The organism is Nonomuraea polychroma (genome assembly GCF_004011505.1).
Classification (GTDB): Bacteria; Actinomycetota; Actinomycetes; order Streptosporangiales; family Streptosporangiaceae; genus Nonomuraea; species Nonomuraea polychroma.
Map to the genome: position 1 here is coordinate 1,971,037 of NZ_SAUN01000001.1, position 13,532 is coordinate 1,984,568.

A 13,532-nucleotide genomic window follows, 5' to 3' on the forward strand; every position below is an offset into this window, starting at 1 on the left:
TTCTTTACGCTATGCAGGCCAGTCCCTTGTGGCCCTTGCTCTCATGCGGCAGCGTGGTGCCCATGCTGAGAGTTCTGGCCGTGGACGACGAGCTGCCCGCTCTGGAAGAGCTCGCCTACCTGCTGCGCCAGGACGACCGGATCGAGCACGTCAGTACGGCGGCCGACGGCGTCACGGCGCTGCAGGACATGGTCCAGATGATCGGCGGGGGCGAGCGGCTCGACGGGGTGTTCCTCGACATCCGGATGCCCGGGCTCGACGGGCTGGACCTGGCCAGGCTGGTGGGCGGCTTCCCCAGTCCGCCGCGGCTGGTGTTCGTCACGGCGCACGAGGAGTGCGCGGTGCAGGCGTTCGAGCTGGAGGCGGTGGACTACCTGCTCAAGCCGGTGCGGGCGGAGCGGCTGGCCGAGGCTGTGCGGCGGCTGGAGGCCGCCGCCGCCCCCGCTCTCGAACCGGGGCAGGACGATGTGATCCCGGTCGAGCTGGGCGGGCGGACCAGGTTCGTGCCGCAGCAGGCCGTCTGGTTCGCCGAGGCCAAGGGCGACTACGTGCGCCTGCACACGGTGGACGGCAGCTATCTGGTACGCATGTCGCTGGCCGCGCTGGAGCGGCGCTGGTCGGACGCCGGCTTCCTGCGCATTCACCGCAGCACGCTGGTGTCGGCGAGGCACGTCAGCGAGCTCAGGTTCGAGGGCGGGCGGGTGACGGTCACCGTCGGCACGGAGACACTCCAGGTCAGCAGGCGGCACAGCCGTCAGGTGCGCGAGCAGCTCGTACGCCAGCACCGGGGCGCGATCTCGTGACGCCCGCCTGTCCGGGAGCGCTCGCAGTGGTGGATCGCAGGCGTCGGCGTCATGGGCGCGGGCTGTAGAAAGCTCTGAGGCGGCGCACGCGTCCGGCGGTTACCCCGCGTGGGCGAATCCGTGCCGCTGCCCGTCAGAACGCCTTCTGGAGGCTTGCGGAGGGCTCTGGCCGGCGGCAGGACGGGGACTCGCGGACGGGACGGCGGCGGCTCGTGGCCGCGGGCCGGTGGGCGTGAAAATGGGCGTGCCGCGTTCCCGCCCCCGCACCGGTCGCCGTGCCCGTCGCGCTCGCGGTGATGGTCATGATTTCCCTGGTCGCGCCCGGGTGGATGCCCCATGGCGGGGGGTGGACGGCGGCCGGGACGCCTCTGACGAGCGGGGCGCAAGCCCGCGAAACTACCGCTCATCGACTGAGGACGACCGCTCATCGTAACGGCACTCTCCGTATATCGATGGCTACGCACCGTTCAACGAGCTGCCCATAAACGGGGTTTCGCCCACAAGATCGCGACCGTAGTGTTTCGGCATCGGAAAGCCACCTCGGCGCATCGGGGGGGGACCAGGGCCAAGAGGCCCACTACAGCTCTGATGCGCCGACTTCACCGGCGACCGCGCAGGTCGCCACGGCTGTCGGGCCCTTGACCGGGGGGTAGGGCCCGCCAAGCCGGTTCGTGAAGGGGCGCCCGCCTGGGCCGTGACATTCGGCCCGCGATCCGGCCTTCGGGGGCGGCCGGATCGCGAGAGCGGGCGTCCCTGTCACGGTTTCCGGATCATCACCGGGATGCTCCTCAGCCGTCGCGCAGCTTCTTCAGCAGGGCGATGTCCTCGGCGTGCTTGGGGGCCTTGCCCGGCGTCTCGATGCAGATCGGCACCCCGGCCACCGCCGGATGCCGCATCATGTCGGCGAAGGGCTGCGTGCCGATGTGCCCGGCCCCGATGTTCTCGTGCCGGTCCCTCTTGGAGCCGCACGGGTCCTTGGAGTCGTTGGCGTGGATCAGCTTGAGCCGCCCGGGCGCGATCCCGTGCAGCGCGTCGAACGTCTCCGCCACCCCGCCCTCGGCGGTGAGGTCGTGGCCGGCGGTGAAGGCGTGACAGGTGTCGAGGCAGATGCCGGCCCGCGGATGCCAGTCCAGCGTGGCCAGGTAGGGCTCCAGGTCCTGGACGGTGGCGCACAACATGGCGCCCTGCCCCGCCATCGGCTCCAGCAGCAGGTCGGGCCCGCCGTCCGGGATCTCGTCGAGCAGCGGCAGCAGGTTGTCGCGCACCTGGCGCAGCGCGTCGTCACGCGACTGCGTCACCGCCGAGCCGGTGTGCACCACGACTCCCTTGGCGGCGGTCTGCGCGCCGCGCCGCAGCGTGTGACGGACGACCGCGATCGAGTTGGCCAGCGTCTCCGGGCTCGGCGAGCCGAAGTTGACGAGATAGGGCACGTGGATGAACGTGTCGACCCCCGACTCGGCCAGCTTCGCGTCCTCTGCCGGCTTGCCCTCGGCGAGCGCCCAGCCGCGTGGGTTGGTGACGAACACCTGGATCATCTCGGCGCCGATCTCGGCCATGGATTTGAGGCCGCCCGTCGCCAGGCCGCCCGTCACGGACACGTGTCCGCCGATCAGGGATGTTGGGCTCATGATGGGCCAAGTTTAGGCCCACCCTCCGACATCCCGACCGGCCGCGCCGCGCCGCGACTTGGAGCATGACACGAAAACCGGTGGCCAACCGGCCCGCCGGTTCGGAGTTCTCGCGGATGGACCGGGCACCAAGCGCATGTGTGTACTTCTGACATGCCCGACACGCTGACCGCGCTCGACGCCTTCAACGCCGCCTCGTCCGCCGCGGCCGAGGAGGAGTTGCTCGCCTGCTGCGCCTCACGTGCGTTCGCGACCGGTGTGACCTCCCGGCGGCCCTACGGCGACCTCACGACGCTCCTCGCGGCCGCCGAGGACGCGGTCAAGGGGCTGGCGTGGCCTGACGTGCTGGAGGCGCTCGCCGCGCACCCCAGGATCGGGGAACGGGCGGGCGGCGGCGGCCGGGAGGCGTCGTGGTCGCGGCAGGAGCAGTCCGGGGTCGAGGACGACCTGCGTGCGGCGCTCGCCGAGGGGAACCGGGACTACGAGGCCCGGTTCGGGCACGTCTACCTGGTCTGCGCCACCGGGCTGAGCGGGGCGCGGATGCTCGCCAGGCTGCGCGAACGGCTGGGCAACGACGTGGAGAGGGAGCGGGCGGTCGTACGGGAGGAGCTGGCGAAGATCACCCGGCTGCGGCTGGTCAAGCTCATGGAGGGGGAGCGATGAGTTTTTCCACGCACGTGCTCGACGCGGTCACCGGCCGCCCCGCCGCCGGCGTCCGCGTGCGGCTGGAGCACGAGAACACGATCGTCGCCGAAGGGCGGACCGACGACGACGGCCGGATCAAGGGGTGGAACCCGGAAAGGGGCGTCCACCGTGTCGTCTTCGACACCGGGGCGTACCTGGCGGAGACGTTCTATCCCGAGGTGGTCATCACCTTCACGGTGACCGACCCCGCGCAGCACTACCACGTGCCGCTGCTGCTCAGCCCGTACGCCTACTCCACCTACCGAGGGAGTTAGATGTCCGTCAAGCTCGGACCCAACCGCTACGGCAAGGCGGAGGCCAGGCTCGTCCGCGTCGTCAGGGACGGTCCCGTCCACCACGTCAAGGACCTCAACGTCAGCACCGCGCTCTCCGGCGACATGGAGGCCGTGCACCTGACCGGCGACAACGCCGCCGTCCTGCCGACCGACTCGCAGAAGAACACCGTGTACGCGTTCGCCCGCAAGCACGGCGTCGGCCAGATCGAGGAGTTCGCGCTCCTGCTCGCCAGGCACTTCGTCGAGACGCAGCCCACGATCCGCCACGCCAGGGTGGAGATCGACGAGTACGCGTGGAACCGCGGCGGCCCCCACTCCTTCGTGCGCGACGGCGGCGAGGTGCGCACGTGCGTCGTCCACCACGACAGGGACGGCCGCACGAGCGTCGTGTCCGGGCTGAAGGACCTGGTGCTGCTCAACACGACCGGGTCGGAGTTCCACGGCTACATCGTCGACCCGTACACGACGCTGCGCCCCACCACCGACCGCATCCTCGCCACCGCCGTCGAGGCCCGGTGGCGGCACACCGGGGACACCTCGTCCTACGGCAAGTCGTACGAGGAGGTGCGTCGCTGCCTGCTGGAGGCGTTCGCGGACACGCACAGCCTCTCGCTGCAGCAGACCCTCTACGCCATGGGCGAGCGCGCCTTGACGACCTGCGGCGAGATCTGCGAGATCAGGCTCGCGATGCCGAACAAGCACCACTTCCTCGTGGACCTGTCGCCGTTCGGCCTGGACAACGACAACGAGGTCTTCTACGCGGCCGACCGCCCTTACGGCCTGATCGAGGGCAGTGTGCTGCGCGAGGACGCACCCGACGCCGGATTCGCCTGGGAGTAGGCAGAGATGGACTTCTTGCGGCCCACGACATGGGAAGAGGCGCTGGCCGCCAAGGCGGACCAGCCGGAGGCCGTGCCCATCCAGGGCGGCACCGACGTGATGGTCGAGATCAACTTCGACGTGCGCAGGCCGGTCGCGCTGCTCGATCTCAACCGGGTGGCCGAGCTGCGCGAGTGGGACCTGGTGGACGGCGTGTGCCGGGTCGGGGCCGGGGTGCCGTACACGGCCGTCATCGAGGACCTCGGCGGCATGCTGCCCGGGCTGGCGCAAGCCTCGCGCACGGTCGGCTCGCCGCAGATCCGCAACCGCGGCACCGTCGGCGGCAACCTCGGCGCGGCCTCGCCCGCCGGCGACAGCCATCCGCCGCTGCTGGCCACGGACGCCGTGATCGAGGTGGAGTCGCGCGGCAGGGGCGTCAGGATGATCCCCGCCGCCGCGTTCTACCTCGGGGTCAAGCGCAACGCGCTGGAGCCGGACGAGCTGATCAAGGCCGTGCACGTCAAGCCCGCGAGCGGGCCCCAATACTTCTCCAAGGTCGGCACCCGCAACGCCATGGTGATCGCGGTGTGCTCGTTCGCCGTCGCGCTGCACCCGGAGGAGCGGCGGGTCCGCACCGGGATCGGTTCCGCCGCGCCCACCCCGCGCCGGGCGCTGGAGGCCGAGGACCTGCTGGCCAGAGAGCTCGACTGGGACACGCCGGCACTCGACCCGGCGCTGCTCAGGCGGTTCGGGCGGCTCTGCGCGGCCGCCGCCGCGCCCATCGACGACGTGCGCGGCACCGCCGAGTACCGCGTGCACGCCATCGACGTGATGGCCCGCCGCACGCTCACCTGGGCCTGGAACGACTACCTCGGAAGGAGGGCCGCCTGATGCGCGTCACCTTCACCGTCAACGGCCGCGAAGAGAGCGCCGAGGGCGTGTGGGAGGGCGAGAGCCTCCTGTACGTGCTGCGCGAGCGCCTCGGCCTGCCCGGCTCCAAGAACGCCTGCGAGCAGGGCGAATGCGGCTCCTGCACCGTTTACCTCGACGGCGTGCCCGTCTGCTCCTGCCTGGTCGCCGCCGGCCAGGCCGAGGGCCGCCAGGTGCGTACCGTCGAGGGCCTGGCCGAGGGGGACAGGCTCGACCCGGTGCAGGAGGCGTTCGTGGAGTGCGGGGCCGTGCAGTGCGGCTTCTGCACGCCCGGGCTCGTGGTGCAGGCCCACGACCTGCTGGAGCGCGTCGAACGGCCCAGCGACGCCGAGATCAGGGAGGCCCTGGCGGGCAACCTGTGCCGGTGCACGGGGTACGAGAAGATCCTCGACGCGGTACGGCTGGCGGCGGCGCGGAAGGCGCCAGGGAAGGAGACCGTCGCGTGAGCCTGCTGATCGAGAACGTGGCCATCGCGCCGGTCGCCGGCCCGGAGATCGAGTCCGGACACATCTGGATCGAGGGGGACCGGATCGTCGCCCTCGGTCCCGGCGCCGCAGGCGTTCCCGTTCTGGCGCGCGCGTCCGGGGATCCGGACGTCGTGCGCGTCGACGGCACCGGATGCCTGGCCACACCCGGGCTGGTCAACACCCACCACCACCTGTACCAGTGGGCCTCGCAGGGGCTCGCGCAGGACGCCACGCTGTTCGAGTGGCTGGTGGCGCTCTACCAGGTGTGGGCCGCCATGGACGCCGACGTGGTCAAGGGGGCCGCCTCGGCGGGGCTCGGCTGGCTGGCGCTGTCGGGCTGCACCACCTCCAGCGACCACCACTACATCTTCCCCAAGGGCCGGGGAGACCTGTTCGCGGCCGGGATCGAGGCGGCACGCGAGATCGGCATCCGCTTCCACCCGGCACGCGGCTCCATGGACAGGGGTCAGTCGCACGGCGGGCTGCCTCCGGACGCCGTGGTGGAGGAGCTCGACGACATCCTCGCCGCCACGGCGGAGGCCGTCGACACCTACCACGACCCGTCGTTCTCCTCGATGCTGCGGGTCGTCGTCGCGCCGTGCTCGCCGTTCTCCTCCAGCGCCGAGCTGATGACCGAGTCGGCCGCCTTGGCCAGGGCCAAGGGCGTGCGCCTGCACACGCACCTGGCCGAGACCCTCGACGAGGACGAGCACTGCCTGGCCCAGTTCGGGCTGCGGCCCGTCGACTACATGGAGAAACTGGACTGGCTGGGGCCGGACGTGTGGTTCGCGCACGCCGTGCACCTGAGCGACGCCGACATCGGCAAGCTCGCCGCCACCGGCACCGGCTCCGCGCACTGCCCCTCCTCGAACGGCCGGCTCGGCGCGGGCATCGCCCGCGTGTCCGAGATGGTGCGCCGCGGTGCGAACGTCGGGCTCGGCGTGGACGGCAGCGCCTCCTCCGAGCTGACGCCGCTGGCCGGGGAGATGCGGCAGACGCTGCTGTTCCAGCGCGCCAGGTACGGGCCCGCCGCGCTCACCGCCAGGCAGGCGCTCGAACTCGCCACCCTCGGCGGGGCACGCAACCTCGGCCGGGAGGCGGAGATCGGGACGCTGGAGCCCGGCAAACTCGCCGACATCGCCCTGTGGCGGATGGACGGGCCGTTCACCTCGGCGGTCGCCGACCCCGTCTGCGCGCTGGTCTTCGGGCCTCCGCCGCCGCTGGCCCGGGTGCTGGTCGGCGGGCGGACCGTGGTCGAGGACGGCGAGCTGAAGACCGTCTCCCAGGACGCCGCCGGGCGTGCCGGGGCCGAGGCGCGGCGAAGGTTGCTGCGCCTGGCGGAGGACCAGGGGTTCCGGGCCGTCAAGGAAGTCCATCACCATTAAGGTGAGACATCCGGACATAAGCACCCGAAAGGCGGTCCCGTGGCGGAACTCTCCGACGAGCGGCTGGCGCAGCTCAAGAGCACGTTCGCGTCGATCGACACCGACGGCGACGGCTACATCAGCGAGACCGAGCTGAAGCAGCACTTCCCCGACCTCCCCGCCGAGGCGCTGGGGGCGATGAGCGAGTCCGCCGACTCCGACCAGGACGGCCGTTACTCGCTCGAGGAGTTCATCCGCACGGTCTCCTAGTGGTTCCCGGGGCCCGGAGGCTCGGTGGAGGGCGGGCGCCCGGCTCCTAGAGCGCGGACAGGTCGCGCTCCAGCGGGGTGCGGAAGCGCGGGGTCACCGTGACGCCGCCGAGCCAGGCGGCCAGCCCGGCCGCCTCGGCCTCGATGGCGGCCGTGGCCTCGGCGCCCACGTCGGCCAGCAGCCGCCACACCACCTCGCCGTCCGCCCGCTGCGCCCAGCCGCCCACCACCCGGCCGTCCCACCACACGGTCGGTCCCACGTTGCCGGCCCGGTCGAACAGCTGCGCCCGGTACGCGGGCGGCAGATACCAGTCGCGGGCCTGCCAGCCCATCGGGGTCGGATCGAGCCCGGGCAACAGCGCGGCCCGCGGTTCCGGCTCGGGGACCTCCTCCACATCGCCGGGCAGGACGTAGCCGGCGCCCTCGTCCAGCGCCACCTCGACCGCTCCGGCCGCGGCCAGGGCCTGGCGCACCTCCCTGAGCGTCCAGCCGGTCCACCACTTGATGTCGGCTTCGGTGCCGGGGCCGAACGCCGCCAGCCAGCGGCGTACCAGCTCCGCCTGCGCGTCCGGCACCGCGAGCTCGGGCAGCTCCGGGGCCAGGCTCCATTGGTGCCGGGCGCTGATCCACGTGCCTGACGAGCGGCCGCACCGTACCAGCAGGCCGTCCATCGCCATCAGCGGCAGCAGCCGCGACCCCACGCTGACGACCCCCTCGTACGGCTTGCCCACGGCCACCCTGACCTGCTCGCGCAGCCGCGGCTCCAGCGCGCTCAGCTCCTGCGTCGTCGCCTCTCCCACCTCCGCCAGGATCCGCAGCACGGACGCCTCGACGTCCTTGAACCCCGCCTCGTCCCAGCCGCCCGCGGCGAAGGCCTTCAGCATCGACGCGCGCTCCCGACGGGCGACGGCCAGGTTCGAGGAGTGGTGGACGACCGGCACGAGCTCGGCCGGCACCACGAACACCGTCCGCCGCATCCCGTGCATCCGCACCAGCGTGCGGTCGGCGTAGAGGGCCCGCTCGACCGGCTCCGGGCCGGGGGCGGCCAGCCGCGCGCCCGCCGACAGGAACACCGTGGCCGGGTCCGAGCCGTGCAGCGCGACCACCGACGCGGCCGCTTCCTCCGGAGTGGCCGCCTTGACCGCGAGCCGGTGTCTCGTGGCGAGCCTCGCCTGCCTCTGCCGCGCCGAAATCCGCACAATCGCCCCTTTCTCTGGAGTGAGCGTAGTTGGAGGATCACACACCTGGCGACGGGTGGAGGGGGCGGCGGTTGATGTCCATGTGCATAGGTTCGCGGGGGTCCGCATTGTTTCACTGGAGGTCACCCCCCAACTCCCTTGGAGTAGCCATGGCGAACGAGGTGCATCCGGTCGACGCGCGGCTGCCGGCGGCGCAGCTGGGCACGCTGGGACTGCAGCACGTGCTGGCGATGTACGCGGGCGCGGTGGCGGTGCCGCTCATCGTGGGCGGCGCGCTGAAGCTGCCTCCCGACCAGCTGGCTTACCTGATCAACGCCGACCTCCTCATCAGCGGCATCGCCACGCTCATCCAGTGCGTGGGCGTGTGGCGGTTCGGCGTGCGGCTGCCGATCATGCAGGGCTGTACGTTCGCGGCCGTCACGCCGATGGTGCTGATCGGCACCACGCAGGGCGGGCTGCCCGCCATCTACGGCGCCGTCATCGTCTCCGGGCTGCTCGTCGTGGCGGTCGCACCCTACTTCGCGAGGATCGTGAGGTTCTTCCCGCCGCTCGTCACCGGCACCATCATCACGATCATCGGGATGTCGCTGCTGCCCGTCGCCGCGAACTGGGCCGCGGGAGGAGTCGGCAGCCCCACCTACGGGCAGCCGCGCAACATCGCCATGGCCGCGGCCGTGCTGCTGCTCATCCTGGCCGTCTACCGGCTGTCGAAGGGCTTCCTCGGCAGGGTCGCGGTGCTGGTGGGCATCGTCGCCGGCACGGTGGTGGCGATCCCGCTGGGCTTCACCGACTTCTCGCACGTCGGCTCGGCCGGGTTGTTCGGCATCAGCACGCCCTTCGCGTTCGGGCTGCCGACCTTCCACGTCACCGCGATCATCTCGATGTGCGTGGTCATGCTCGTGTCCATGACCGAGACCACCGGCGACTTCGTGGCCGTGGCGGAGATGACCGGGTCGGAGCTCACGCCGCGGCGGCTGGCGGACGGGCTGCGGGCCGACGGGTTCTCCACGGCGCTGGGCGGCGTCTTCAACACCTTCCCCTACACCGCCTTCGCCCAGAACGTCGGCCTCGTCGGGCTGACCGGCGTACGCAGCCGCTGGGTCGTGGCGGCGGCCGGCGGCATCCTCGTGGTGCTCGGCCTGATCCCCGTGCTCGGCGCGGTGGTCGCGGCCATCCCGCAGCCGGTGCTCGGCGGGGCCGGGATCGCCATGTTCGGCACCGTGGCCGCCTCCGGCATCCGGACGCTGACCAAGGTGAGCTTCGAGGGCAACCACAACCTCGTCATCGTGGCGGTGTCCATCGGGGTGGCCGCCATCCCGGTCGGGGCGCCCGAGTTCTACGCCGGCTTCCCCGACTGGGCCCAGACCGTGCTCAACAGCGGCATCAGCACCGGCAGCCTGCTGGTGATCGTGCTGAACCTCGTCTTCAACCACCTGCGCGCCGGCCAGCGGACGGGCTGAGGGATGATGAGCGTCACGCCTTCCTGCCCGCTCGCACCGGGCAGGAAGGCGTGTCCGGCCATTGTTCATCATCGTGTGGGAGTTCGTAGTGGTTCAGCATGTTCTGGTCGCCCCGGACAAGTTCAAGGGATCGCTGACGGCGGCCGAGGTGGCCCGGCGGGTGTCGGCGGGACTCGGCGTTCCCACGGTGGAGCTCCCGGTGGCCGACGGCGGCGACGGGACCGTTGACGCCGCCGTGGCCTGCGGCTTCGAACGGATCACGATCGAGGTGACCGGGCCGACGGGGGAGCGCATCCCCGCCTCGTACGGCCGGCACCCTGGGGACGGCACGGCGGTGGTCGAGCTGGCGGAGGCGTCCGGGCTGCGCCGCCTGCCGGGCGAGCGCGAGCCGCTGACCGCCACCAGCTACGGCACGGGCGAGCTCGTCGCGGACGCCGTGCGGCGCGGGGCCAAGCGGGTGGTGCTGGGGCTGGGCGGCAGCGCGTGCACGGATGGGGGAGCGGGCATGGCACAGGCGCTCGGGGTCCGGCTGCTGGACGCGGGCGGGAACGAGCTCCCTCGGGGCGGGGCGGCGTTGAAGGGGCTGGATCGCATCGACATGTCCGGATTTATGGATATCTCTGGGGTTGAGTTCGTGGTGGCGAGCGATGTGGACAACCCGCTGCTCGGCCCGCACGGGGCCGCCGCCGTGTACGGACCCCAGAAGGGCGCCACACCTGAGGATGTCACGACGCTGGAAGCGGCGCTCTCCCGGCTGGCGGCCGTGGCCACACAGACCCACGGGCTGCTCGGGGCGGTCGAGCATGACGACACTCCCCGTCCCATGGGCGTCGCCGGGGCGCCCGGGGCGGGGGCGGCCGGCGGGGTCGGGTTCGCGGCGCTGGCGTTCCTGCACGCCGACATCCGGCCCGGCATCGACTACCTGCTGGGCCTGCTCGGGTTCGGCACCCACGTCCAGGGCGCGCGGCTGGTCGTCACCGGTGAGGGGTCGCTGGACGAGCAGTCACTGCGCGGCAAGGCGCCGATCGGCGTGGCCCAGGCGGCGGCCAAGGCGGGCGTGCCGGTGGTGGCCGTCTGCGGGCGGCGTACGCTCAGCGACGAGGAGCTGAAGGCCGCCGGCATCCAGGCCGCGTACGCCCTCACGGACCTGGAGCCCGACCTCGCCCGCTGCATGGCGGAGGCCGGGCCCCTGCTGGAGCAACTCGCCGCCAGGATCGCCGCCGACCATCTCGAAGGGGAGTAAATGACGCAGCTGGACCTCGTGGTCCGGTCCCGCCGGACCGTCACGCCGGAAGGGGAGCGGGCGGCCGCGGTGGCCGTACAGGGAGAGAAGATCATCGCCTTGTACGACTACGCCGCGCCGCTCGACGCCGCCGAGGACATCGACCTGCGCGACCTGGCGCTGCTCCCCGGGCTGGTCGACACGCACGTCCACGTCAACGAGCCCGGGCGCACGCACTGGGAGGGGTTCGACTCGGCCACCAGGGCGGCGGCCGCGGGCGGCGTCACCACGATCGTCGACATGCCGCTCAACTCCCTGCCGCCCACGGTCAGCGTGGCGGCTCTGGAGGAGAAGCTCGCGGCCGCGCGCGGGCAGTGCCACGTGGACGTCGGGTTCTGGGGCGGGGCCGTGCCGGGCAACGTCAAGGAGCTCGCGCCGCTGCACGAGCGCGGCGTGTACGGGTTCAAGTGCTTCATGTCGCCGTCGGGGGTGGACGAGTTCCCGCCTCTGGAGCACGCCGACCTGCGGCGGGCGCTGGAGGAGATCGCCGGGTTCCGAGCTCCGGCGGGCGGCGGCGGGCTGATGGTGGTGCACGCCGAGGACCCGGCCCTGCTGCGGGAGCCCGCCGGCCCCACCTATCCGGAATTCCTGGAATCGCGGCCCGGGACGTCGGAGCGCAGCGCCGTCGAGCGGGTCGTCGAGCTGGCCAGGGAGACCGGCGCCCGGGTCCACATCCTGCACGTCTCCAGCGCCGACTGCCTGGACGTGCTGGAGGCCGCGCAGGCCGGTGGCGTGGCGGTCACGGCCGAGACGTGCCCTCACTACCTGACGCTGACGGCCGAGCAGGTGCCGGAGGGGGCCACGGCGTACAAGTGCTGCCCGCCCATCCGCTCCGAGGTCAACCGGGACCGGCTGTGGGACGGGCTGGCGAGAGGTGTGCTGAGCTGTGTCGTGTCCGACCACTCGCCGTCCCCTGCCGACCTGAAGGTGCCCGACTTCGCCGCCGCCTGGGGCGGCATCGCCTCGCTCCAGCTCGGGTTGCCCGCCGTGTGGACGGAGGCGTCCCGCCGGGGGTACGGGCTGGGTGATGTGGTGCGCTGGATGTCCGCCAATCCGGCGGCGTTGGCCGAAATTTCTGGAAAAGGCGGCATAAAGCCGGGCAATGATGCCGACCTGGTCGCCTTCGATCCCGTCGCCGACAACCCCGTGGACGCCGCCCGCCTGCACCACAAGAACCCGGTCACCCCGTACCACGGCCGCGTACTCAAGGGCGCCGTCCTGACCACGTGGCTGCGGGGGCGTCCGGTGGACGGCGAGCCGCACGGACGCTTCCTGCCTGCCGGGCAGCGCATGATGGCCGGAGAGCCGGCCGAGCAGCACATGATCTTGGGAGAGAAATAGATGTCGCGCTTCATCACCCTGCCGGACCTCGCCCTGCGCACGCTCGGCGGCTCCGTCGTGGCCGCCAGCGACGAGTCGTTCGCCGAGAAGGAGAGCCTGATCCGGCCGGGGCGGCCCGGCTTCCAGGCGGAGACGTTCGGCAACAAGGGCCAGGTCTACGACGGCTGGGAGACCCGCCGCCGCCGCGAGCCCGGCCACGACTGGGCGCTGGTGCGCCTCGGGATCCCCGGCGTGATCCGCGGCGTGGTGATCGACACGGCCTGGTTCAAGGGCAACTACCCGCCGCACGCCTCCGTCGAGGCCGCGGCCGTCGTCGGCTATCCGTCACCGGCCGAGCTGCTGGCCGCCGACTGGGTGGAGATCGTCCCGAGATCCGAGCTCAAGGGGGACGCCGAGCATCACCTCACCGTCACCGACGAGGGCCGCTACACCCACGTACGGCTCAACATCTTCCCCGACGGGGGCGTCGCCCGCCTCCGCGTGCACGGCGAGCCCCGGCCCGACCTGTCCGTCCACGAGGGCCTCAGCCTCGACCTGGCCGCCCTCCAGAACGGCGCCCTGGTCACCGCCTGCTCCAACGAGTTCTACTCGGCGCCCAACAACGTCATCTTCCCCGGGCTGGCCCGCCACCAGGCGGAAGGCTGGGAGACCGCGCGGCGCCGGGACGAGGGCAACGACTGGCTCGTGATCCGCCTGGCCGGCCGCGGCATCATCCGGCTCGCCGAGATCGACACCACGAACCTGCTCTTCAACGCCCCCGGCTGGGTCTCCCTGACGGGCCTCGACGGTGAAGGCCCGGACGCGCGCCACGTGGACCTCCTGCCCCGGACCCGCCTCCAGCCCGACACCTCCCACCGCTTCAGGCTCGACCACACGGACCCCGTCACTCATGTACGCGTCGACATCTACCCTGACGGCGGCCTGGCCAGAGTCCGCCTCCACGGCCACCTGACCTGACACCGGCGGCTGAGGAGCATCCCGCACCCGTGA

At 72.0% G+C, this 13,532-nt stretch carries 14 protein-coding genes; 12 read left to right on the forward strand and 2 right to left on the reverse strand.

All coding sequences use genetic code 11. The annotated features are described in order from the left end of the window. Nucleotides 1–62 precede the first annotated feature (62 nt). The gene (locus EDD27_RS08720; RefSeq protein WP_127931932.1) at nt 63–803 is read left to right on the forward strand and encodes a LytR/AlgR family response regulator transcription factor; all 741 of its coding nucleotides are present in this window, start codon (nt 63–65) and stop codon (nt 801–803) included. 788 nt (nt 804–1,591) lie between these two features. Here EDD27_RS08720 and EDD27_RS08725 read toward each other — a convergent pair. Continuing rightward, a complete protein-coding gene (locus EDD27_RS08725) occupies nt 1,592–2,431 on the reverse strand; it encodes a deoxyribonuclease IV (RefSeq protein ID WP_127931933.1) in 840 nt (279 codons plus the stop codon). 153 nt (nt 2,432–2,584) lie between these two features. Here EDD27_RS08725 and uraD point away from each other — a divergent pair, with 153 nt between their 5' ends. From uraD to EDD27_RS08760, 7 genes are read left to right on the forward strand one after another with little or no spacing between them, the layout of a single operon-like run. Further along, on the forward strand, nt 2,585–3,094 hold the full coding sequence (gene uraD / locus EDD27_RS08730; protein WP_127931934.1) for a 2-oxo-4-hydroxy-4-carboxy-5-ureidoimidazoline decarboxylase: 510 nt from the start codon (nt 2,585–2,587) through the stop codon (nt 3,092–3,094). Next, nucleotides 3,091–3,390 (forward strand): hydroxyisourate hydrolase, encoded by a 300-nt coding sequence (gene uraH, locus EDD27_RS08735; protein WP_127931935.1) that lies wholly within the window; start codon nt 3,091–3,093, stop codon nt 3,388–3,390. Before uraD ends, uraH begins: the two co-directional genes overlap by 4 nt. Next, nucleotides 3,391–4,251, forward strand: coding sequence for a factor-independent urate hydroxylase (gene pucL / locus EDD27_RS08740; protein WP_127931936.1), 861 nt, complete (start codon nt 3,391–3,393; stop codon nt 4,249–4,251). Nucleotides 4,252–4,257: 6 nt separating this feature from the next. After that, entirely contained in the window at nt 4,258–5,121 is an 864-nt protein-coding gene (locus tag EDD27_RS08745) for an FAD binding domain-containing protein (protein WP_127931937.1), read from the forward strand. Then, nucleotides 5,121–5,606 carry a (2Fe-2S)-binding protein gene (locus tag EDD27_RS08750; protein WP_127931938.1) on the forward strand — a complete coding sequence of 162 codons (486 nt, stop codon included), beginning with the start codon at nt 5,121–5,123 and terminating at the stop codon, nt 5,604–5,606. Before EDD27_RS08745 ends, EDD27_RS08750 begins: the two co-directional genes overlap by 1 nt. Continuing rightward, nucleotides 5,603–7,012 (forward strand): 8-oxoguanine deaminase, encoded by a 1,410-nt coding sequence (locus EDD27_RS08755; RefSeq protein WP_206641317.1) that lies wholly within the window; start codon nt 5,603–5,605, stop codon nt 7,010–7,012. Before EDD27_RS08750 ends, EDD27_RS08755 begins: the two co-directional genes overlap by 4 nt. 39 nt (nt 7,013–7,051) lie before the next feature. Beyond that, nucleotides 7,052–7,261, forward strand: a complete 210-nt coding sequence (locus EDD27_RS08760; protein ID WP_127931939.1) for an EF-hand domain-containing protein — start codon at nt 7,052–7,054, stop codon at nt 7,259–7,261. Nucleotides 7,262–7,307: 46 nt separating this feature from the next. Here the strand turns inward: EDD27_RS08760 and EDD27_RS08765 are convergent, their stop codons facing one another. After that, a complete protein-coding gene (locus tag EDD27_RS08765; RefSeq protein WP_241563925.1) occupies nt 7,308–8,459 on the reverse strand; it encodes a winged helix DNA-binding domain-containing protein in 1,152 nt (383 codons plus the stop codon). Nucleotides 8,460–8,608: 149 nt separating this feature from the next. Here EDD27_RS08765 and EDD27_RS08770 point away from each other — a divergent pair, with 149 nt between their 5' ends. The 4 genes from EDD27_RS08770 to alc all read left to right on the forward strand — a co-directional run bounded on the left by EDD27_RS08770 (nt 8,609) and on the right by alc (nt 13,499). Beyond that, on the forward strand, nt 8,609–9,919 hold the full coding sequence (locus EDD27_RS08770; protein WP_127931941.1) for a nucleobase:cation symporter-2 family protein: 1,311 nt from the start codon (nt 8,609–8,611) through the stop codon (nt 9,917–9,919). 88 nt (nt 9,920–10,007) lie between these two features. Beyond that, a complete protein-coding gene (locus EDD27_RS08775; protein WP_127931942.1) occupies nt 10,008–11,162 on the forward strand; it encodes a glycerate kinase in 1,155 nt (384 codons plus the stop codon). Continuing rightward, nucleotides 11,163–12,542, forward strand: a complete 1,380-nt coding sequence (gene allB / locus EDD27_RS08780; RefSeq protein ID WP_127931943.1) for an allantoinase AllB — start codon at nt 11,163–11,165, stop codon at nt 12,540–12,542. Beyond that, nucleotides 12,543–13,499: an allantoicase gene (alc, locus tag EDD27_RS08785; protein ID WP_127931944.1), complete on the forward strand. Its 957-nt coding sequence runs from the start codon at nt 12,543–12,545 to the stop codon at nt 13,497–13,499. The last annotated feature ends 33 nt before the right edge of the window (nt 13,500–13,532 follow it).